Here is a 22,700-nt window from a genome sequence, read left to right as displayed (position 1 = left end):
TTACAATAAGCAAAGCGGTGGATAACAGTAGGATATTCCCCACCGCTTGCTCGTTAAAATGTATCACCTATATTTTGGACAAACCATTCTGTAGGATCTTTTCCAATAGATCTCGATTTGTTGGCAAATTAGCTGATAAGTGCTCGTTTAACTTTACAACATCACTAAACTTTTTATTGGCCATTTGAGTTTGTGGATAAAACGAACGTTTTAATTGTAAGTCAGTCTTGTATTTCAAGCCGTATAACACAAATAAGTAGCTATCTAGCACAAAAGGTTCAAAGGCATAGTCAAAATCATATTTCGACGGCACATTGTAACGCCAATGCTGCAATTTTTGCTGCAACGTTTGTGGTATAGTGCTGTCTTCAGCATTGTCTATCCAGTACTGAGTATCTCGCCTTTGCGAAATACAATAATGCAACTTAATAAAGTCAACGCTTTTTTCCCATCGTAACGTGAAAGTATCGTTAAATTGCTTTTCAACATAGTCTAGCTCACTCAGGTGACGCGGAAATTTCTCTGCTATCATATTTACAGCCGCTTCTATTAAAAAGATAGCTGATGCCTCTAGTGGCTCAATAAATGCCGCTGACATACCAACAGCAACACAATTCTTATTCCAGAACTTTTTCCTATACCCTAAATTCAAAGGCAGTTTACGAATACTTAAATCACTTTCAGGCATACCTAAGTAATCGACAAGCGTAGAATATGCATGCTCCTCACTCGTATGAGAACTACTATAAACATAACCTACACCTCGACGATTTTGCAGACCAATATCCCATGTCCAACCATGAGTTTGCGCTGTTGCAATTGTATTAGAGGCTATCGGTGAATCGGCTTTTTCATAAGGCACCTGTACTGCAAGCGCAGTATCATTAAATATGATATCAGAGATGCTTTTCCACTTAATGCCAAGAGCTTCACCAAGCACTATGGCTTTACTCCCTGAACAATCAATAAAAAAGTCACCTTCAATGGTGCCATGTGTATCAGTATCAACAGACCTAACAAAGCCCGCAGTATCAAGATGGACGTGATGAATATTCGCTTGTATGTGATGAACACCTAACTTAACAGCATGCTTAGTTAGTAATTTTGCAAATTTATTGGCATTAAGGTGATAAGAATAATTTAAAATCGCGTCGTATTGAGGTGTAGTAATACTTTTCGGTGCTAACCCTTGTGATGATATGTAACTTTGAGTTGCACTTGCCAAATCATAGGGCTGTTTGCTTTTTGTCTCATCTAATAGCCAATAAGGCGCTAAGTTAAAATCATACGCAGCATGAAATGTTGCATTAAGAGGGTGAAAATAGCTATGCTTGCCAACTTTTGTTGGATCTTGGCACCAGTTAACAAATTCTGCACCTTGTTTAAAGCTTGCATCGCACTCTTTAATAAACTCATCCTCGGCAATACCAATTTCTTGTAAAGTTTTTCTTATTGTTGGCCAAGTTCCTTCACCAACACCCATGATTGGAATATCTGGTGACTCAACCAAAGTAATACTCACACCACCCAAGCTTGACGCGTTGAGCTTTTTAGCTAATAAAGCCGCACTTATCCAGCCTGCCGTACCACCACCTACGATAACTACGTTGTTTATTTGACTCATTGGCTCTACACCTTGCTGAAACTAAATGAAGACAACTTATTTAATAGCGCTCTGTTGCTCGGTAAATCGCGAATAAGCATGTCCCTGTATTTTTCTATTTGTCCGAAAGCTCTTTTCGCGTTATCAACATCTGAATACTTGGACCCACTCGCCGACAAATCTTGCTTAAAGTTCATCCCATTTAAAACGTATTGATAGCTCTCCATGGGAAATGGGTCATAAACATGTGAAAAGTCATAGGGGCTAATCGGTTCAGTAGCCCATTGCTCAAGAGCATCGAGCAATGACTGAGGAATGGAATTGGTCTCTTTATTTTTTAACCAAAAAGGCTCATCTCGTTCAGAGAGTACATAATGCAACTTAATAAAATCAATTGTCCTGTTCCATCTAAATAAGAAAGACTCGTTAAATTTGTTTTCAACAATGTTTAGTAGGGACTTTTTCTTAGGTAATTGATCAGCTAGCATGTTAGAAGCGGCTTCAATTAAGAAAATAGCAGATGCTTCGAGAGGTTCAACAAATGCAGCCGACATACCTATTGCAATGCAGTTTTTATGCCAAAACTTTTCTCGATAACCTACATTCATCTTCACTAGTTTAGCGGGCAAATCTTGGGAGGTTTCACCAATATATTCCCGCAATAGTTTTTCGGCCTGCTCGTGTGACATAAACTCAGAACAATAAACATGACCCACACCACGACGGTTTTGTAAACCAATATCCCAGATCCACCCAGCTTCTTGCGCAGTAGAAATAGTACAGCTATTTATATCACATTCAGGATCGCTGTAAGGTACTTGGATTGCAACCGCATAGTCAGTAAACAATACATCTGATACAGGTTTAAAAGGCACCCCTAACGCCTGCCCTAAAAGTAAACATGAAAAACCTGAACAGTCGACAAAAAAATCACCTTTAACCTGACCACACTGATCAGTCATAACACTCGATATTCCATCAGTGTCGGTCATAACGTCTGTTACATTACACGAAAGAAATTTTACACCCAAATTGTCAATGGCATGCTTTTTCAAAAGCTCGGCAAATTTGCCCGCATCTAAGTGATAAGCATAACTTTGAATACCGTCGTAGGCTTTTGATGCAATTGTTTTTGGTGCTTTGTACAAATCCGATAAATAACCTTGTGTACTCACTGCTTCTGCGTAAGACTTTGTACCTGCATGTCCCAACCGCCAGTATGGTGATAAATTAAATTCGGCGGGATCTGCAATAGAAGAAAATAAGTGATAGTAGTGATTATTCGTGGTTGTAGGTGCAGCTTTCCAGTTTACAAATTTACTACCCTGTTTGAAAGAAGCGTTACAAGTTCTGATAAACTCGCTTTCGTCGATACCAATCGAAGCTAAAGTCTTTCTCATCGTGGGCCAAGTTCCTTCACCAACTCCTATAGTAGGAATGTCCGGAGACTCGATTAACGTGACTGACACCGCTCCTTCAGCCTTACAGTTAAAGCGTTTAGCCAATTTAGCTGCTGTGATCCATCCTGCAGTGCCACCACCAACAATAACGACTGAATCGATAGTTTCATTTACTTCCATCGTACACCTTACTTTTCTTGTTTCAAAAATGGCCCTACTATTTAGCGCTGATTAAAAAGGGAAGGCAAGCCTTCCCTTTACTTATTCCCTAATTTCAAATTAAAAACGGTAAGACGCTTTTAACGAGTAACGAGATCCATTGTCCGTTACTACACGCAGGGTTTGTAAACCGCCACCGTAACGTTGGTATGTAATTTCGTTAGTTAGGTTGACACCTTCAAGTGAGATATCAAAATTCTCAGTTGCGTGCCATGTAAATGACGCATCTAAGAAGGATTGCGAATCAAACGAGTCACTGCCATTACCTAACGCAGTACCTTCAGCAAAAAATTCATCGCGAGAAGTATACGCTAAACGCGCTGTAAACATATCACTCTCGTAGTAACCTGTTAGGTTGAACGCATTGCGTGATGAACCTGGCAATTGAATATCTTTACCATCATCAGTTTGACCTGTTGCATCAACATAGGTGTAGTTAAACAACGCACCAAAACCATTTCCAAAGTTAGTCTGCCACTGGAATTCGGCACCTTCAATCTTACCACCACGGCCTTGATCTGGAATACTTACTTCGTAATTACCAGGTACTGGCACTGTGCTTAGAGTTTCATCTACTTTAATAGTTGTAATAAATGATGCTACATCTTTGTTAAATAGTGCAAAAGATACAAGTGAGTTACCATCGTAGTACCACTCTATACCAATATCCATTTGCGTTGCACGGAATGGTTCAATTGCAGGGTTACCACGAGAAGCCTGTAATCGACCACTAGCTGGAACCGTATCAGGAAGACCACTGTAGCCACCTGCTAACTGAGAGTAACCTGCACGCGTCATTACTTTCGCGGCAGACATACGCAGAATAACATCTTCTTGGAGGTCAAGCGCTAAGTTGAAGCTTGGCAACCAGTCAGAGTAATCCCCTTTGAACACATCTTTACCAGTGAACAAACCATTGTATGCTTGCGACTCAGTATCCGTCTGTACGTAGCGAACACCAATATTACCGCGATAGCTATCACCGCTGAAGTTACCCTGTGCATAAAGTGCCAATACTTGCTCTTCTACTGTATTCCAGTCTTTCTTCTGGAAATCCCAAGATTGAACATTGGAATTCAGGTAGTTCCAGTATTTTCTGCCATTCAATTTAGTATAAGAAGTTGGTGTACCACCAGTTACAACTTCACCAAAATCAGTTAAGTTACCATCAGCAAAATTGGCAATCGTACCCAACGCTGCGATTGCGCCATCTTTAAACGTTGGTGCAAAAGCTTGTGCTGTAAATTCATGACTACGTACTTTAATACCAGCTTCAAACTGAGAGATCGCGCCCCAGTCCACATCTAGATCTAAGTCGATTTGCGCATATGTTTCTTCATCTTCAAGCTCAACTTTTGACAGTGACGCGCCTTGATTTGCTTGCCATGATGTGTCTGTTAAAGACACTCCATTTGGCACCATAACCATTGAGTTAGCAAGGTCCATATTAATGTCAACAGTGATGCCGTTAGTACCATTTACAGGTTGACCCCATAGACCATTTGCATTACCACCGTTACCACCATCAGCCCATGTTTTACCTAAGGCACCAGATAGTTTGTAGTTTTCACCCATGTATGAGGCACTGAAATCAACAACGTTGCTCGTCATTATTGCATTACGAGTATTGGTATCCTGAGCTAACCAACCGGCTTCAGTAACAGTGCCTTTTAAGTAACGGCGGTTTCCTTCAACATCTCCCGCATCGGCGTCAATCAAAGTGTAGCGACCCGACCCGTTTACATATCCTGTACCATTAATTGTTAAAAAGTTCTGGTTTGTGTTAAAAGCGTCAAGTTCAGTGCGTAAGAAGTGTGCACCGAGCTCAAGCTCTTCACTAGGCGCATACTGAAAGGTTACATCAAGGGCTGTGCGCTCACGATCTTGATCAAAACCAGCGATACCAGATGCTGACCAGCCCTCTTCCCAGTAGTTCTCTGATTTACGAGCACGGCCAATTTGCTCTAGTTGTGATGCCATAACAAGTACACCGAACGTTTCTGAATCGTTCTTCCAACTTGCTAAACCAGTCGCACCAAAGCCCGTTTCATCAGCCAATGAATTTTGATTTGCTTCTACCGAGCCAAAGAAAGTGTTGGCGTCTAGCTCAAGTGGTTTACGTGTTCTCATTACAACTGTACCACCTACGCCGCCTTCATCAATCGAGGCTACAGGTGACTTGTAGACTTCTAAGCCTGCAATCATTTCTGATGGCATTAAATCCATATTAAAACTACGGCGGTTTGCAGCTTGTGAGAACCAACCTGTAGATGCTACAAACTGTCCGTTCAACTGTACTTGAGTTAACGTTGGGTCTACGCCGCGAATAGATACCTCTGAACCTTCGCCCACAAAGCCGCGGTTAATCGATACACCCGCTACTCGTTGTAATGATTCTGCGATATTTTTATCTGGAAACTTACCAATATCCTCTGCTGAGACAGAGTCAACAACCGCATTGGCAAAGCGCTTTGTATTTAAGGCTGCTTCAAGTGAACGGCGAATACCGCGCACTTCGATTACTTCAACATCTTCTTTTGCTTGGTTATTTTCAGCAGCAACTGCTACGCCTGACATGCCTGCACTTAGTACAAGACCGACGTTAACTGCTAGTAAGCTTTTTTTAAAATTATTAGCTAACACAGGATTCCCCTTGAATCATTTTGTTGGAATTTTAAATCACTTCTGCCCAGTGATGATGACAACGCTGTCATCTAATAACAAACCATACACCGTAAATTACAAATTCGCTACATGTTTTTTGTTGAATTAATCAAAAAATATTCAACAATAATAATAACTATTTGATTTTTATTACTTTAAATTGATTTTAGTTATGCTTTGTTACAAATTTACGAGGCAATATAGCATATTGAGTGACTTTTTGGGGACAAAAACCACACAATAAGAACAAAAAAGTATTAACTTCGATTAAAATAAAACAAAAAGGAATAATTGCGTTCAGTAAATAGCTTTGGCAGAAGCATTCAAGGGGTAACTATACGCAAAATGACAACGCTGTCATTATAGATTTTCAACTTGTCGTTGTCTACAAAAATAGGCGTGTAAAACCGTGCTTTACAGCCAGTAACAAGCTTACTGATAGTTTATTATAAACGTGTAGATCTGCCAGTACACACTATGTTGTGAACAAGCTAGGAAAATTAGGTAGCAGAAATAATAAATGAAGTTCGCTGGGTTCTACCTTAATAGGTAGTCGTTGCAGTCAAAAACACATGTAAGAAATTGCAAAGTGCACTTTAAACAAAGTGCACTTTGCTTGTACGTAAAATCACGGACACCAAAATACGGTTAAATTGATATCAGGGTGATTAATAATCGCTCGCAGAGGAATATCAAACTCAGAGCCTGACTGCTTTGCCTGCTCATATACGGCTCTTTTTTCTTCTCCACTAATTAACAGTATCACTTGTTTCGAGTTGGCTATTCCGCTCAAAGTTAGCGTCATTCGCTCTGTAATAGTACCTGTCACTTCGCTGCGTTTTGCATTAATAGCACATACAGTATCTGATGTTTTTAGACCTTGCTCTAAGCCATCCGCGTGGGGAAACAAAGATGCAGTATGGCCATCAGGTCCCATACCAAGAATCGTCACATCTGCTTGGCCTAGTTTTTTATACGCCGCCTCACATTCTGCTTGTCCTTCTATGGCTGTCTGTGAAGAATTTTTCATGGTGACAAAATGAGCATTTGATGCATGATTCTGTAACAACGTCTCTTTAATAAACGCTTCATTCGATTTTTCGTGGTTTGCATCAACCCAACGTTCATCAACCATTGCAACCGAGATTTTGTCCCACTGTAAAGGCAAACTCGATAAGTGTTTATATGCCGGCGCTGGCGAAGAGCCACCAGATACCATCAACACTGCACTGCCCTTTTCATTTATCCCTGCCACCAAGTTAGTTTCGAGCAAGGTTGACAATTTTTCTGTCATTTCACTTTTTGAATCAAAAAAATACTCTGTTAGATTTGCCATTATGTTTTCTCTCCCACATTAAACCATGCGTGATTATTCTCTTGTAATAGCTCATCTGCATCGGCTGGCCCCCAAGAGCCTGCTCGGTACAATGCTGGCGTCCCTTTTTGTTGCCAACGTTCAATAATTGGATCAATCCACTGCCAAGCTTGACGTACTTCATCGCGGTGAATAAACAACGCAGGATTATTCGCAGCAGCATCAAGCATCAGTCGCTTATATGCATCAGAATGGAAGCTAGAACCATATTGTTCACTTAATTCAATATTCAACGTTACTGGTTGCAATTCCATGTTTAAGTTATCCATGCGCTTTGACATTAGAGTAAGCTGGATTGTCTCTTCTGGCTGCAGGCGAATGACCAAGCGGTTTGGTTGAATTGGTCCAACTGACTCATCATACACATTGTGTGACACCGATTTGTACTCAACAACAATCTCAGCACAACGCTTTTTCATACGCTTACCTGTTCTAAGATAAAATGGTACACCAGCCCAACGCCAGTTATCGATATGCGCGCGAATAGCAACAAATGTTTCTGTTTTACTTGACCCTTCGCCAAGTTCTTCCAAGTACCCAGGCACAAGCTTTCCGTTTAAGTCGCCAGGCACATATTGACCGCGAACGATATTCTCATCGACCTGTTCATCAACGAGTGGCCTTAATGCTTCTAAAACTTTTAGCTTTTCGGCACGAATACTATTTGCATTTAACTTGTGTGGCGACTCCATTGCGACTAAGCACAATAGCTGTAATAAGTGGTTTTGCACCATATCTCTTAGTGCACCAGCCTTATCATAAAACCCAGCACGAGATTCTAAACCAACCGTCTCAGAAATGCTGATTTGAATATTGTCGATAGATTTTGCGTCCCACAAATTTTCAAACAGTGCGTTTGAAAACCTTAACGCCATCAAATTTTGAACCGTTTCTTTACCTAAGTAATGGTCGATGCGGAATATCTGTTCTTCGGCAAAATACTCCGCTATTTTTGCATTGATCTCTTCAGCAGACTCACCACAGTAACCAATTGGCTTTTCAACCACCACTCTTGACGTATCTGTAATGAGTTTTTTAGAAGACAAGATCTCACAGCAAGTACCATAAACTGCAGGCGGCAACGATAAATAAAATACACGCGATTTATCTTGTGTGTCTTGCTCTAAAATTGTGCGCAACTCATCCCAGTGACCATCAGGCTCGGTAACGTTAATCACCACAGGTACCAAAAAGGTTGAAAATGCTTTCCAATCTCGGCTATTAAATTCGCCTTCACCTAAAAAAGACTTCAATGCTTGCTGTGCTGTTTCAACATATTCTTGTTTTTTACTTTCTTCGCGAACAGTTGGCAAAATTCGAGAGCCTTCAGGTAAGTTACCTTCTTGATATGCGCGATACATCGCAGGCAATAGCTTGCGTAATGCTAAATCTCCGCCCCCACCAAAAATTACAATATCAAAAGGATTAAGCATAAATTACTCTCTACAAGGTTAAGCGCAGCTAAAGCATGTCCCGTTCACTGACTGCGCATTTATTATTAATGTCTGATCTCGCCGTATTCCTAGCCTACCAGACGCTGCCTTTAAGCAGAATTGAATTCGATTGTAACAGTTCAACGACAAAGTGAGGCGGTAATATTGTTTGCAAATTACCATTGCGAGGTTGGCTTAAGAAGATATATCAGCCAGAAAATGAGCCTTAGGGGCACTGTAATTCCTCTCACAAAAATACAGGCCCTAAGAACTCCAGCGCTACCCGTTCAAAGGTATTTTTTCACGTTGAGTGAACTGGTTGTCTTTTTAAAAAGACGAATTTATTAATCTATCTATTGTTTTTATAATAAGCTATCAAACCAGCTGTTGAACTGTCGTGAGGGTGATTCACACCTTCTTGTGTCAACTCTGATTCAATCGCAGATGCCAAGCCTTTACCAAGCTCCACACCCCATTGGTCAAATGAACATATCTGCAAAAGAATGCCTTGGCAAAATATTTTGTGCTCATATAAAGCAATCAAGCGACCTACTGCTTTTGCATCAACAACATCCAGTAATATAGAAGTAGTTGGACGATTACCCTGATGAATTTTGTGAGCAACCAGATTGTCAATCTCTTCCGCTGTTTTGCCTTTAGCTTGCAAGTCGGTACGCACTTGTTGCTCGTCTACACCTGCCATCATCGCTTCTGTTTGTGCAAAAAAGTTCGACAGCAGAATGTCATGATGTTTTTCTACTTCAACCTGAGGTTTAACCGATGCAATAAAATCTGCAGGCACGATATTATTACCTTGATGCAAATACTGATAAAACGCGTGCTGACCGTTGATCCCTGTCATGCCCCAAATCAATGGCACTGTTGTATAAGGAACAGTTTGCCCACTGAAAGTAACATGCTTGCCATTACTTTCCATTTCACCTTGCTGTAAGTATGCAGGCAACATGTGTAACGCTTGATCATAAGGTAAAATAGCTTGTGCTGTATACCCCAAAAAGCTGGTGTTCCAAACACTGAGTAATGCCATGATCAGTGGAATATTTTGCTCAAATGGCGCATTTTTGAAGTGCTCATCAACCTCAAATGCGCCCTCTAACACGTCAACAAATTTGTCAAAGCCTAAATACAGCGCAATAGGTAAGCCAATTGCACTCCATAATGAGAATCGGCCACCGACCCAATCCCACATGGTAAATACGTTTTCATCTGCAATGCCAAACTCACGCGTTTTTTCTAAATTGGTGCTAACCGCAACAAAATGTTTGGCGATTGCCGCTTTCTCTTCATGATCCAAGAACCATTTAACTGCAGAGCGAGCGTTTGTCATCGTCTCTGATGTCGTAAATGTCTTTGATGAAATTACAAACAGTGTTGTTTCTGGGTTTAAACCATCCAACACGCCAGCAAGCTGCACGCCATCTACATTGGAAACATAATGCACTTTAAGGGTATCGTCGGCATAATTGGCTAGCGCCTCAGTCACCATCTGCGGCCCAAGGTTTGAGCCACCTACACCAATAGCTACAACATTTTTAACTGCCTTACCCGAGTACCCCAGCCATTCGCCAGAACGTACTTTATTCGTAAATTTTTCTATTTTTTTGAGCTCTTCATTAACCAGTGGCATGACATCTTGGTCATCAACAAAAATGGGAGTTTTACCACGGTTTCTGAGCGCTACATGCAGAACGGCTCTATCTTCAGTGAAGTTAATTTTTTCACCACTGAACATTTTATTGCGCCATGCTGCTATATCTGCTTGCTCTGCTAGCGATATGAGTTGAGAAAAGCTTGTACCATCAATTAACTGCTTGGAGTAATCGAACAAAACTCCAGGTATTTGACACGAAAACTTATTGAAACGCGCTGGGTCATTTGCAAACAAAGTTTTTAATTGTTGTTGCTTTAATTTTGCTGCAGATTGCTCTAACGCCTGCCAACTAGTCAAATCACGACGGCAACTCATACTCATCCCCTAACATAACATGAAACTTGCAAGGTGGTTTATCCACTGATTATGCAAGTAAAAGACAATTTTCAGTGTCTACCATAAGCCACAATGACAACGCTGTCAATTTTCTTAATTTCGATTTTACAATGTGGATAATAACGCAATTTTATACTTTTGACACCGGTATCATTCATTTATTTGTGATATTTATACTGCTATTTTTAATTTAGATTAGATAGACTAAGCTACTCACATGATCATTTAATGAATTTTGAGCAATTTACATAAGCTCACGCACATAAAAGAATAAAAAAATGAAAGTCACCATAAACGATGTCGCTAAGTTAGCCGGTGTATCAATGAAAACCGTCTCTCGGGTGATCAACAAAGAACCATCGGTTCGCAAAAAAACTTATGACTTAGTAATGAGTGCAGTAAATGAGTTGAATTATCAGCCTAACATTGCTGCGCGTAACCTCGCTGGCACCTCTTCGTTTGCTATTGGCCTTGTCTATGACAATCCGAACGCTTACTACGTAATAGATATGCAAAATGGTGTTCTTTCTCGATGTAAAGAAGAAGGATATGAGCTTGTAATCCACCCTTGTAGTTATCTTGATGACAATATGCAAGATGACTTTAAAACGATGATTAAACGTTCTCGCCTTGCAGGTCTTGTTCTGACTCCTCCGCTATCTGAGCAGCAGAGTATTATTGATATGCTCGATGAGCTAGGTGTGCATTATGTACGGCTGCTATCTGGGCGCGATACGGATCTCACACAAAAAAACAATTGTATCTTAGTAAACGATTTCGCGGCAGCCTACGAAATTACCGAGCACTTAGTGTCTCTTGGCCACAAAAAAATCGCTTTTGTGTTGGGTGACAAAGAGCACAAATCAACATCAGAGCGGCTAGCTGGATACCATCAAGCACTTAAAGACCACAATATTGAACCCGCAGATGAACTGATTTACGAAGGCAGTTACTCCTTTGAATCGGGAGTAAATGGCGCTAAAGCACTTCTAAAAGACGGTAACCCAAATAATATCACCGCCATCTTGGGTGGTAACGATGAGGTTGCGGCTGGTGCCTTATTTGCAGCCAGACTAATGAACATTGACATCCCCGCTGAGCTATCAATCACAGGATTTGAAGACTCTCCGTTCTCTCGACAAACTTGGCCTAAATTGACCACTGCGCATCAAGCTAACGATGTCATTTCTGAACATGCTGCTAGATTATTATTTAGTAAAGCTCGAGGCTCTCGTACACAAGATAAGGATATCAAAACCACATTTACGCCAAGCTTAGTCGTTCGCGAAAGTACCGGGCCTGCCCAACAACAGTAACGGGCCTGCCCAACAAAGGCACAATTATGTGCCTTTTTCCACCAGTGGGTTTTCATCAACCCGCTGAGTTGACCAAGCATTTACGAGTGCTTTGACTAACGAAGCCAATGGAATAGCAAAAAACACCCCCCAAAAGCCCCATAAACCGCCAAAAAATAGCACGGCAACGATGATATAAACCGGGTTTAAATCAACCGCCTCAGAGAACAGTAATGGCACTAGTACATTCCCATCAAGTGCTTGAATAACACCATATACAATCACAACAGTCCAAAACTGCGCTTCAATACCAAACTGAAACATAGCAACCGCTGCAACAGGAATCGTAACTAACGCTGCGCCTACGAACGGAATTAAAACTGACAGACCAACTAGCGCGCCAAGTAATGCAGAATAACGCAGGTCTAAGAAAGAAAATGCAATAAAACTTGCACTGCCCACTATCCCAATTTCAAATACTTTACCGCGGATATAATTCATGATCTGATGGTCCATTTCCGACCAAACTTGAGTTATCAAGCGTCGCTCTTTTGGGATCATAGACTCTATGCCACGCGTTAAAACCTTTTTGTCTTTGAGCATAAAAAACACCAAAAGTGGTACAAGTATCAGGTAAATTAACCAAGCCACTGCGTCTTTAAGTGAAGTCAATGAGATAGACACCAGTACTTGCCCAAATTCAATTACTTTTGACTCTACGCTAGTAACCAAAGCTTTTACTTGTTCGGCTGATATCAATGCTGGGTAGGTCTCAGGTAAGTGCAGTAAAAACTCTTTCCCCTGCTCAATCATATGCGGGCTTTCTTGTAACAGGTTACTCATTTGCTGCCAAAGCACAGGCACAATGCCAAGCAATGTGGCAAGACACAGCCCTAAAAACAGCAAGATAACAAGTGTTGTAGCAAGCGTTCTGTTCGGTACAAATTGCTGCAACTTAGTAACGGGCCAATCGAGTAAATATGCAATCACTAATGCAATAAGAACCGGAACTACAAAAGGTCCAAAGAAATATAACATTGCGATAGATGTAATTAGCATAAATAGCAATGTTACCGAGTGCGGATCAGAAAACTTATTTTGGTACCAGGTTTTTACAATATCAAACATGGTCAATACTTACCTCTAAAAATGGCGCTGAGCCTTGCTGACGTGAATAGGTAAATTTGTGCTGCTCTAGGTAGCGTACTATATCACTAATGTCTTGTTCACAAAGATAATAAAGATGCAATTTTTTAACTTTGCGCTGTTGTGCTTGTTTGAGTTGCCATTTGAATTGAACGAATAGCTGTGGACACTGATAGCTTGATAGATCCACTTTTACTGCTAACGTCATACTTTAAGTTGCCTCCGACCACATATTCATCCGAGTGTAGCATGTTAGCATTAAGACTAAGTAACAAAAAGCCAGTTCCTGTGGCTTGAAATCCCGCTTTGGTTTATCCTTAAAAATAAGAATAAATTCGGAGTACGGCTTGCCATGCCAAAAGCAAATAGTAAGGCCACTTTGCCAGCCAACCCTACACTCAAAGAAATCAACTGGTACAAAAAACAAATAAACTGGGGTGAACTACCACCTTTCTATCATATGGTTGCTTCTTCAATCAGTGAAACGGAAGGTATATTACATCACGGCTTTGATAATGCGGTAAAAAGAGTACTCGACAAACGTAATTGGAATATAGAATTGTTAGGCGGTTACGAAGACGACAATGGTTTGATCCACTGCGAAACCCCGCCTCGTTTGGCGCTGCATCAAGTCTTTACCGATAGAGGTTTTGAATTATGGGCTTACCCTTTTGCCAAACATACTCAAATAGACCAATACGTAAAAGACAACCGGTTAATTGAGTTTAATGTGTGGGATCCCCACAGTATGAAAAACCTAATTAGAATTAATCAGTTGCACAAGTTCATCGCCTTTTTCTTTGAGCGTGGCGATGCAGCAGATAAAGCGCTTATTTTACATGCTCATAAAGTAGTACACAAAATTATCAGTTTTTTACACTCTGAAATGAACATAGTCTCGACTGATGGGGTCACAATTAAAGATTTTTATCAAATGTGTGAAAGAGATAGTCGAGCCTGTAATGACGAAGTGGATGTCGCTCGCCTTATGCTCGGTGAAAATATAAACAAGGATTAATATGAGATTAAAACCTCTGTTCCATGGTGTAGTCGGGTCGATAATGCTAATAGCAAGTCACACCAGTCATGGACAAAGTGCTTTAAAGCTTCCCGATTTGGGCACATCAGCCCTGCAAGCCTTGCCGCTAGAAAAAGAACAAGCTATTGGGGAAGTGATGATGATGCAGATCAGAAGTCGCCTGCCATTAGTGCAAGACCCGGTGCTTGATGAATACTTAACCAGCCTGGGCAATCGGCTCGTTGCCAATGCCAATGATGTTCGTTTTGGCTTTTCATTCTTTTGGGTTAACAATCAAGCCATTAACGCATTTGCCTTTTACGGCGGTCACGTTGGTGTACATACTGGCTTAATTGCTCAAGCCGACAATGAATCACAACTCGCATCAGTACTTGGACACGAGGTGGCTCACGTTACGCAACGTCACCTAGCAAGGCGAATGCAACAAGCCAAAGACAACAGCGCGTTGAGCCTTGCAGGCATGATTGCTGGTATATTAACCACCATTGTTGCACCTGATGCGGGCATGGCTATAATTTCTGCCAGTTCAACTCAACAGCAATTGAGTCAACTATCTCATAGCCGAAAAGCTGAACAGGAAGCCGACCGTTTTGGCATGCAAACGCTGTATGAAGCGGGCTTTGACCCCACACAATCGAGTGAGTTTTTAGCTAAACTCGCCGCGCAAGTCAGATACCAAACCAAACCGCCCGCGTTTTTGCTTACGCACCCATTACCTGATTCTCGTATCTCAGATGTGCGATTAAGAGCACAGCAATTTGAACCACGATACGTACCTGTAAGTTTAAAGTTTGAATTGGCTAAAAGTCGTGTTCTTGCCCGTTATCAGTTTGAAAGCCCGCAAGCTCAAAGCTATTTTGAAAACCAATTACGACTAAAAGCCACAGAACTAAATAAACAAGCTTTGGAGTACGGACTTGCGCTGAGTTTACTTGATCAAGGTAAGTTAGAGCAGTCACAGCGCTTACTGGATAAGCTGCTCAAAGAAGACGAGAACAACCTGTTCTATTTAGACGCATACACTGATTTACTTATCGCACAAAAAAAACCTGAGCAAGCCACTAAACTTTTACAGCTCAAACATGAATTTCGCCCGAACAATCAAGTTATCACACTTAATTTGGCCAATGCCGCAATCGAAGCTGAACAACTGGAAAACGCAGAAAAGCTATTAAAATTGTTTTTGCTTGAAAAGCCAGATCATGCTCTTGCCAAAGACTTACTAACTAAAGTGTACAAAGAGCAAGGTGATAAAGCTGCTTATCATGAAATGCATGCGAGCTTATTGGCCCAGTATGGCGCATATATCAAAGCCGCAGACGAGATCCAACGTGCTTTAAATCACACCAGTGAACAAGAATCCGTAAAAGAAACCAGACTGAAGGCATTATTGAGCCAATATCGACAAATGCAAAAAGAGCTCGCTAAGCTTTAAGTCATAAGTCACATCTATTAAAATAGACAAAAACCAATAGGAATAGATATGTCAGTTACTATTTATCATAATCCACGTTGTTCAAAGTCGCGTGAAACGCTTGCTTTACTAGAAGAGAAAGGCTTTACTCCGCGTGTTGTTGAATATTTAAAAACTCCAATGAGTCTAGATACGCTCAACGAGCTAGTCCAACAACTTGGTTTTGACTCAGCACACCAACTGGTTAGAAGTAAAGAAACGCTATTTAAAGAGCTTGGTTTGAGCAAAGAGACTGATGAAGCAACGCTTAGGCAAGCAATGGTCGATAACCCTAAGCTTATAGAGCGACCCATTGTGGTAAAGCAGCAAAAAGCTGCGCTAGGCCGCCCACCTGAATCTGTATTGAATATCCTTTAATGGTTAACGTTGTTGTTCTTTATCACTCTAGTCATGGCTCAGTTGCAGCCATGGCACACGAGATCAGTGACACCTTGGAATTTCATGGCGCAGACGTAAAACTAAGAACATTTGAGAAAAAAAACGACTATGACCAAGTAATAACTAAGCAAGATCTCATAGATTGTGATGGCTTAGCATTTGGCACCCCAACCCGCTTTGGCATGATGGCCGCACAAGCAAAAACGTTTTGGGAAACCACCAGCGATTTATGGTTAAAAGGTCAACTTATTGATAAACCTGCCTGTGTATTTTCTTCTTCAAGCAGTATGCATGGTGGTAACGAAGCGACTCTCTTAAACCTATCATTACCACTTTTACATCACGGCATGATGTTACTGGGCGTACCTTATGATGTACCAGAATTACTGAGCACAACAACAGGTGGCACCCCTTACGGCGCCAGCCATGTTGCTGGCAAAGATAACTCTAGCCAATTAAGTGAATGCGAGAAGAGAATTTGTCGCGCGGTCGGAACCAGACTATTTAACATTGCAAGTAAACTAAAATGACAAAACCCAGTAAAAAACCTATTACTCTAACCTATCAACGTTTAGCACTGTTTGGCTATATTGGGCTATTGTTCCTGATGCCAACTTGGCTGTTTATTCTCGCACCACGTGAAGGCTACAGCGCAGGTTTTGTCTTCGCTGTATATATTTTACCTTTGTTGTTACCGCTAAAAGGGATCGTGCAAGACAAGCCCTACACCTACGCGTGGGCTAACTTTATTGTCATGATCTACTTCATTCATGGCCTAAGCCTACTTTGGGTGTCACCTGAGGAAATACTATGGGTGGCGCTTGAACTGATTTTTGCCACTGCCATGTTTATTGGCTGTACTTACTATGCGCGTCATAGAGGCCAAGAGTTGGGGCTAAAAATTCGTAAATTAAAAGAGGAGCTTGCAGAAGAAAAGGCAGCCCACGATAGCAACGAAAAAAACTAAATCACTCGCAATACCTTGCTACTGGTTTACCCACGTAGCAAGGTTGTTAATATTAACAATGCAAACAAAACTTGTGCGCTCACGCTAAACCAACTCAATGCACTAAGCCCTTTAAGAGACCAAGGATGTGGCATATTTGGGTAAAGCAGCCCTCTTCTAACATTTCGCGCCGACCAAAATAATGCTAAGCCAAGCCCTGTTGCGGCCCATACAACGAGAGATTTATCTTCGATCTGTTCACTAAAAAACAGCACTAGCTGAACAGGAAGTAACAGCGTAACCAACGCATAAAGAAAATGCACTTGCTTAATTTTCAACAATTTACCTTGCTCAGAGAGTTCTTTAATTCCATGTTGTTCAAGCGTCTTCTTTGCAATTAACAAAGAGAGTTTCAGGGTTAATCGGTATGGTGTTTGTCCTGCGTTATCCTCTTTTAAAGGGTCAACACCATGGCTTATCAACAAGTCAATCATGCTCGCTAGGTTAGACTTGACGGCAAAATGCATCAGAGTCTGTCCTTGTTCATCCGTGTCGTGCACATTGTGATGCGCTAAGAGTTTCTCAACAACGTTAACAAACCCCTTTTCAATGGCCCACATTAGCACTGAGCGGCCTTGTGTATCACGTTCAGTACCCGTTGCGCCTTGTGCTAACAAAGTCATAAGTGCAGGCTGCTTTACATCTGCTAACATTACTTGGTTCAAAAGTGCTTGCTCAAGCAACTGGGTTATTTGCGCTTTATCATCAAACAGCAACTCTAGTAATCGATAATACTCGCCACCATTTTGCAGTAATTTTCCTGTGGCCAGCTCAGAAACAGCCTGAGTATCACTGATGCATGTTGTGATGTGTTGTTCTATCGCAGGTTTGAAGTCACTTTCTCCCCACAAACTGCATGTTTCTTCGGCAGTCAATGTCATCCCCGACGCTAAACACCAAGCAAAAACTTGCTCATATTTTAATGACACTAACAGCTCAAAATAATTTGGGTAAGTAACCGAATCTTTTTGCAACGTAAGATCGCTATATTGCGCAAATCGCTCGAGCAACATAATAGTGAGCTCTTGTCGGGTCATACCTGAATGCTCAATATGAGCAAACAACTGTTGAGTGTAGTTTTGCTGTTGCTCGTCATACTCATCAATATGTTGAAAATAGCATGACTCAAATGGTTCCAGCGGTTTTAACCACTGTAAGTAAAACAAAGGCGGTAGTACCGTAGTTTCGACACCTTGTTCATCTTTACTCGTTGCACAATCAGGCCAAGACTCAAGCGCATCCAATATAAATGCGCCATTTTGCTCTATCAATCCACGCAGTAACAACGGGTACTGAGCTGGCCAAATTAAAACATGTTCCATGAGCAAGTTTTCACCTTTTATAAAACCAATACACTGACTTAGCCAGACTAAGTTGCAAAGCCTGACTGTTGAGTGAATGATACCAATATAGTGTTAAAAATGCTTAATTAAATCTAATACATTAACTAGATTAATTGTCACTCAAGCACTAAAGACTCTACAATAAATGTAAAGCATGAACGTTATACATATACTATTAAAAAACACCGAGGGTTGTAATGCAGGAACAGTTAGAGACTTGGCATATCGTTTTAATCATTGCTGCCGTGCTAGGCGTAGTTTGGAGTAATATCGCCTTACTTAAATATTCAACTAAGTTTGATCTTAGAAGCAAGGTTGATAAACAGACTAAACAAGATCCGCAGAAAAGTAAGCCCAGTAGTAAAGATGAGGATTAAACCTTATCCCTCATCTTTGCTACTTCGTCCCTAAATTAGCCGACTAACCAATGGGCCATCAGCGCAATTACCGGCAAGGTTACTAGCGTTCGTAAAATAAAAATTGCAAATAGCTCTAATAAATTGACGGGTATTTTACTCCCTAGTAGCAGCGCCCCAACTTCTGACATATAGATCAGCTGAGTCACACTCATTGCAGCAACAATAAAACGTGTAACATCACTTTCTATATTGCTGGCAGCTAAAATCGAGGGGATAAACATATCAGCAAAGCCTACCACGATAGTCTGTGCAGCCTGAGCAGCTTCAGGCACTTGCAAAAGCTCTAAATAAGGTACGAATGGCGTACCCAACACTTGAAAGATAGGCGTGTGCTCAGCAACAATCAAAGCCAACGTACCCACAGCCATAACCACCGGTAACACAGCAAACAACATATCTAGCGCGTTATGCACCCCCTCTTGCAAGGTACCTTTCACCCCAGGTGCTTTCTGTGCTTTAGACAAAGCAACATCAAGCGCATGTTTAAACAAAGTTTTACCTGCAGGAACAGCCTCAGCATCAACGTCCGCTTCAGTCCCATCAACATAGGTGTCTTTTTTAAATCGTAAAGGAGGTAGCCGAGGTACAATAATGGCAGCAACAAAGCCTGCCAAGCATACTGTTAAATAGAAAGGTGCAAACAAGTGCTCAAGTTTAACCTGCCCGATCACAACTAAACAAAACGTGATAGACACAGCCGAGAAAGTAGTGCCAATAATCGCAGCTTCTTTTTGTGTATAGTACTTTTCTTCGTACTGCCTAGCTGTCATCAATATACCCACACTACCGTCACCCAGCCAAGACGCTACGCAGTTCACCGCACTGCGTCCAGGAACACCAAACAATGGACGCATCACTTTTGTTAACAGCGTCCCTACCAACTCAAGCAATCCAAAGTTAAGTAACAAAGGTAAAAGCAAACCAGCTAGGATAAAAACCGAAAACAGTACAGGAAGTAAATCATTGAGCACAAGGGCTCCTGTGTGGCTTGAATGGATGATAGCCGGACCTACTTTGAAGTACGTCATTAAGATGAACACCATACCTGCTACACGCGTTATCAACCAAATCCAGCTTACTTGAAATAAGTATTTGATTAACTCTACTTTCATTAGTGGTGCAGGCTTAAATAGGGATACAAGTAAGCTCATTACCCCCGTAATACAAATAATGCTAAGCAGCAGTGTATCAACAAATGGCCCCACAAAACCTTGCAACGCTTTTGCCATAACAGCGATAGGGATGGTCATCGCCTCGCCAATAGCAACGGGTGTCATAAATAAAAATACACCGATTAAAGAAGGAACGATAAAAGCAAAAAGCGTGCGCCAGTCTAGCGCCGCAGTACGACTTGTTTGTGTTGTCATTATATTTAGCCTACAAAAACAAAGAAAAGAGCCTCAGCTCTTTTCTCATTGAAAAACGACCCACTGATTAGATAGTTAGGCCCTTATCACGCAATACTTGTAATAATACTTGTTGTAACTGCGCCATAACATCGGTATCTAACACATTTCCTTGCGCATCTTTCCACGTTAATGATGTGCTACCATCATTGGTTGTTGCAACTGTGACCTTGTAATCACCACTTTCTAGCGGTAACTGTACAGATTCATCACCCCAAATAGAGTCCCAAACGCTGTCGTCTGGTTTTTCATAACGCGTAGCGATTTCTCCAGTGTCATTATCAATTTTAATAATGGTGAAGTTGACACGTTCCAAGAAGCTCGAAAACCTATCTATCACGATATCTGCTGCTTGCTCAGTTATCATGGCACCGTTGCCTTCGCTATCAAAGCCTAGCGCTAGGGATAATATGCCTTGCTGTTTTCGCATCTGTACTTCTAAAATGCGATATAAATAGTCAAACTCTGATACAACCTCGTTCACGGCCCGGGCTTCAAGTTGCTGCTTAAGCATATCTGTCAGCTCCACTTTGTCGCTTTGATAATCTAGCAACTCTGCATGTAATGAGGCCGTTCTCTGATGCTCTTTTTGCTCAACAACAAAGCGAAACTTCTGCTTTGAAATCTGCTCTTCGTCTTCCCAAAACCAGCCTTCTGCTGGTTTGATCAATGAATACCAATTTGTACTCACTGACCCCTGTGCGCGGCTATCATCAAGTAGAGAGGTGTTATGGCGCTCCATAACACCTTCAACTGATTGCCAGATAAAATCGACCAAGTCTTCGATACCATCATTTTTATCGAAGTAAACACGCGCCTTCTCATCATTTTCCTCAACCCAGCTTCCCTTTGCAACGGTCAATACTTGTTGCGGTGGGCGATAACCTTTGGCTTCTGCATCGCTATTAAAACGAGCCACTGACATTTTATAGGTCGGATCTTGAGCTGGCTGCTGTAGGTTCGCTGGTACTTTAACAGGCTCATTTACACGATAATTACGCTCATGATGCGCATCATTTGTAAAAACACTACATCCAGATAAACCAAGTAATACGCTGATAGCCAACGTTTTTGGGATCCAATACTGCACTGATTATTCTCCTTAGCAGACCCATTAATTGTTATTTCATTACTATGAGTGGGGAATGCTGGTTTGGTTCACTGTCAATTCAAAATTTTCCAAAAGAGGGTAAGTTCTTTGGAAATTATAGGGTTAGTTCTGATTAACCAAAAAATTTGCAACTATGGTACTTTCCAATGGGCATAAACACAAGAAAGCCATACAATAATCCCGCTCTAGAGCAATAAATTATAAAACAGGCATGTTTAGCTAAAAATTCTGTGGTACTATTTTTGGTTAAATATCAATTGTTCAATGTATTCTTCACAGCGCTCGCTTGGGTGGATAATAAAGTACATTTACAGAGGTTAGATTTCATTAATGACTGCATTTGCCAATCAACAACTGGTATTAACTGCAATAGGTGAAGACCGTTCAGGAATAGTAAGCGAGCTGACACAGCTTGTGAGTGATTGTCACTGTAATATTATCGACAGTCGTATCGCGATTTTAGGGAACGAGTTCACTTTTATTATGTTGCTCAGTGGAGATATGTCTGCTATCAGCCGTGTCGAGCATAGCCTACCTGTTAAAGGGATGGAGCTTGGACTGCTGACTATGATGAAACGCACAAGCTCACATCAGCAAGGCAACTTTAGTGCAGGCTATACGCTGGAATATGAAGGCCTTGATACGCCAGGCACGCTCAGTAAAGTGACACGTTTTTTCGCTGAACAACATGTAAGCATCTGTTCTCTAAAGTCAGATACTTTCGAGCAAGGTGAGCAGTTGAATATGCGTTGTGAAATTGAGTTTAATATTCCAAGTGATGTAAACGCAGACGAATTTAAGATCCGTTTTGAAGATCTTTCTCACGCGCTCAACGTAGACTACATTTTAAGACGAATTCGCTAAGGATTAACATGAAAACATTAACAGCTGGTGAGCAAGCCCCTCTTTTTACGTTAAAAAACCAAAACGATGACACCGTCTCTTTGGCCACATTACTAGAGGAAAATCAGGTTTTAGTTTACTTCTACCCTAAAGCCCTTACACCAGGGTGCACAGTACAAGCTGAGCAGCTAAGAGATCACAAGGCACAACTTGCAGAACTTAATACGGTTGCTGTTGGGATTAGCCCAGATCCAGTTAAAAAGCTAAAAAACTTTGAAACTAAAAAAGAGCTGAACTTTGACTTACTGTCTGATGAAGATCATGCCATTGCAGACGCTTTTGGTGTGTGGGGGCTTAAAAAGTTTATGGGTAAAGAATACGATGGTATTCATCGCATCAGTTTTTTGGTGGGTCAAGACGGTACAATCAAACATGTATTCAACAAGTTTAAAACTAAAGAACACCACCAAGTAGTGATTGACTACTTACAAACCAACTAAGCTATCATTGCTTTCTGGTAACGGGGTGTACTTGCCCC

The 22,700-nt window shown here is 41.3% G+C and carries 20 protein-coding genes; 9 read left to right on the top strand and 11 right to left on the bottom strand.

Annotation, left to right across the window (positions count from 1 at the left end):
• Positions 1-67: 67 nt before the first annotated feature.
• The 6 genes from GDK41_RS06070 to pgi form a co-directional block, all read right to left on the bottom strand.
• Complete coding sequence (locus GDK41_RS06070; RefSeq protein WP_152085569.1) at positions 68-1,624, bottom strand: tryptophan halogenase family protein; 1,557 nt, start codon at positions 1,622-1,624, stop codon at positions 68-70.
• Positions 1,625-1,629: 5 nt separating this feature from the next.
• Entirely contained in the window at positions 1,630-3,183 is a 1,554-nt protein-coding gene (locus tag GDK41_RS06065; RefSeq protein ID WP_152085568.1) for a tryptophan halogenase family protein, read from the bottom strand.
• A 99-nt stretch (positions 3,184-3,282) separates the two neighbouring features.
• Positions 3,283-5,865 carry a TonB-dependent receptor gene (locus tag GDK41_RS06060; RefSeq protein WP_152085567.1) on the bottom strand — a complete coding sequence of 861 codons (2,583 nt, stop codon included), beginning with the start codon at positions 5,863-5,865 and terminating at the stop codon, positions 3,283-3,285.
• A gap of 649 nt (positions 5,866-6,514) precedes the next feature.
• Positions 6,515-7,222 (bottom strand): 6-phosphogluconolactonase, encoded by a 708-nt coding sequence (gene pgl, locus GDK41_RS06055; RefSeq protein ID WP_152085566.1) that lies wholly within the window; start codon positions 7,220-7,222, stop codon positions 6,515-6,517.
• On the bottom strand, positions 7,222-8,694 hold the full coding sequence (gene zwf / locus GDK41_RS06050; protein WP_152085565.1) for a glucose-6-phosphate dehydrogenase: 1,473 nt from the start codon (positions 8,692-8,694) through the stop codon (positions 7,222-7,224). Before zwf ends, pgl begins: the two co-directional genes overlap by 1 nt.
• A 349-nt stretch (positions 8,695-9,043) precedes the next feature.
• Positions 9,044-10,681: a glucose-6-phosphate isomerase gene (gene pgi, locus GDK41_RS06045; RefSeq protein ID WP_152085564.1), complete on the bottom strand. Its 1,638-nt coding sequence runs from the start codon at positions 10,679-10,681 to the stop codon at positions 9,044-9,046.
• A gap of 299 nt (positions 10,682-10,980) precedes the next feature.
• Between pgi and GDK41_RS06040 the strand changes: the two genes are divergently transcribed.
• Positions 10,981-12,018, top strand: a complete 1,038-nt coding sequence (locus GDK41_RS06040) for a LacI family DNA-binding transcriptional regulator (protein WP_152085563.1) — start codon at positions 10,981-10,983, stop codon at positions 12,016-12,018.
• A gap of 24 nt (positions 12,019-12,042) precedes the next feature.
• On the opposite strand, the gene GDK41_RS06035 is transcribed toward GDK41_RS06040, so the two are convergent.
• Entirely contained in the window at positions 12,043-13,125 is a 1,083-nt protein-coding gene (locus tag GDK41_RS06035) for an AI-2E family transporter (RefSeq protein ID WP_152085562.1), read from the bottom strand.
• Entirely contained in the window at positions 13,118-13,351 is a 234-nt protein-coding gene (locus tag GDK41_RS06030; protein ID WP_152085561.1) for a hypothetical protein, read from the bottom strand. Before GDK41_RS06030 ends, GDK41_RS06035 begins: the two co-directional genes overlap by 8 nt.
• Before the next feature lie 144 nt (positions 13,352-13,495).
• Between GDK41_RS06030 and GDK41_RS06025 the strand changes: the two genes are divergently transcribed.
• Genes GDK41_RS06025 through GDK41_RS06005 form a run of 5 tightly spaced genes read left to right on the top strand, consistent with a single transcriptional unit; the run spans position 13,496 to position 17,001 of the window.
• Positions 13,496-14,161, top strand: a complete 666-nt coding sequence (locus GDK41_RS06025) for a hypothetical protein (RefSeq protein WP_152085560.1) — start codon at positions 13,496-13,498, stop codon at positions 14,159-14,161.
• 1 nt (position 14,162) lies between these two features.
• Positions 14,163-15,617, top strand: coding sequence for a M48 family metalloprotease (locus tag GDK41_RS06020; RefSeq protein ID WP_152085559.1), 1,455 nt, complete (start codon positions 14,163-14,165; stop codon positions 15,615-15,617).
• A gap of 48 nt (positions 15,618-15,665) precedes the next feature.
• On the top strand, positions 15,666-16,013 hold the full coding sequence (arsC, locus tag GDK41_RS06015) for an arsenate reductase (glutaredoxin) (protein ID WP_152085558.1): 348 nt from the start codon (positions 15,666-15,668) through the stop codon (positions 16,011-16,013).
• On the top strand, positions 16,013-16,564 hold the full coding sequence (gene wrbA / locus GDK41_RS06010; RefSeq protein ID WP_152085557.1) for an NAD(P)H:quinone oxidoreductase: 552 nt from the start codon (positions 16,013-16,015) through the stop codon (positions 16,562-16,564). The genes arsC and wrbA overlap by 1 nt, the downstream gene beginning before the upstream one ends.
• The gene (locus GDK41_RS06005) at positions 16,561-17,001 is read left to right on the top strand and encodes a DUF2069 domain-containing protein (RefSeq protein ID WP_152085556.1); all 441 of its coding nucleotides are present in this window, start codon (positions 16,561-16,563) and stop codon (positions 16,999-17,001) included. The genes wrbA and GDK41_RS06005 overlap by 4 nt, the downstream gene beginning before the upstream one ends.
• A 26-nt stretch (positions 17,002-17,027) precedes the next feature.
• Here GDK41_RS06005 and GDK41_RS06000 read toward each other — a convergent pair whose 3' ends face one another.
• On the bottom strand, positions 17,028-18,362 hold the full coding sequence (locus tag GDK41_RS06000) for an ankyrin repeat domain-containing protein (RefSeq protein WP_152085555.1): 1,335 nt from the start codon (positions 18,360-18,362) through the stop codon (positions 17,028-17,030).
• Positions 18,363-18,580: 218 nt separating this feature from the next.
• On the opposite strand from GDK41_RS06000, the gene GDK41_RS05995 reads away from it, so the two are divergent.
• Positions 18,581-18,760, top strand: coding sequence for a DUF2897 family protein (locus tag GDK41_RS05995; protein WP_152085554.1), 180 nt, complete (start codon positions 18,581-18,583; stop codon positions 18,758-18,760).
• Between the two features lie 35 nt (positions 18,761-18,795).
• On the opposite strand, the gene GDK41_RS05990 is transcribed toward GDK41_RS05995, so the two are convergent.
• Together GDK41_RS05990 and bamC are read right to left on the bottom strand one after the other, a co-directional pair.
• Positions 18,796-20,169 (bottom strand): YjiH family protein, encoded by a 1,374-nt coding sequence (locus GDK41_RS05990; protein WP_152085553.1) that lies wholly within the window; start codon positions 20,167-20,169, stop codon positions 18,796-18,798.
• Positions 20,170-20,236: 67 nt separating this feature from the next.
• The gene (gene bamC, locus GDK41_RS05985) at positions 20,237-21,298 is read right to left on the bottom strand and encodes an outer membrane protein assembly factor BamC (protein WP_152085552.1); all 1,062 of its coding nucleotides are present in this window, start codon (positions 21,296-21,298) and stop codon (positions 20,237-20,239) included.
• 351 nt (positions 21,299-21,649) lie between these two features.
• On the opposite strand from bamC, the gene GDK41_RS05980 reads away from it, so the two are divergent.
• Both GDK41_RS05980 and bcp read left to right on the top strand, forming a co-directional pair.
• Positions 21,650-22,183 (top strand): glycine cleavage system protein R, encoded by a 534-nt coding sequence (locus GDK41_RS05980; RefSeq protein WP_152085551.1) that lies wholly within the window; start codon positions 21,650-21,652, stop codon positions 22,181-22,183.
• Positions 22,184-22,191: 8 nt separating this feature from the next.
• On the top strand, positions 22,192-22,662 hold the full coding sequence (bcp, locus tag GDK41_RS05975; protein ID WP_152085550.1) for a thioredoxin-dependent thiol peroxidase: 471 nt from the start codon (positions 22,192-22,194) through the stop codon (positions 22,660-22,662).
• Positions 22,663-22,700: the final 38 nt, after the last annotated feature.

The sequence above is a fragment of the Pseudoalteromonas sp. A25 genome, assembly GCF_009176705.1.
Taxonomy (GTDB): Bacteria; Pseudomonadota; Gammaproteobacteria; order Enterobacterales; family Alteromonadaceae; genus Pseudoalteromonas.
Note: the sequence above shows the minus strand (reverse complement) of the source record. Positions and strands in the feature narration are given on the sequence as shown.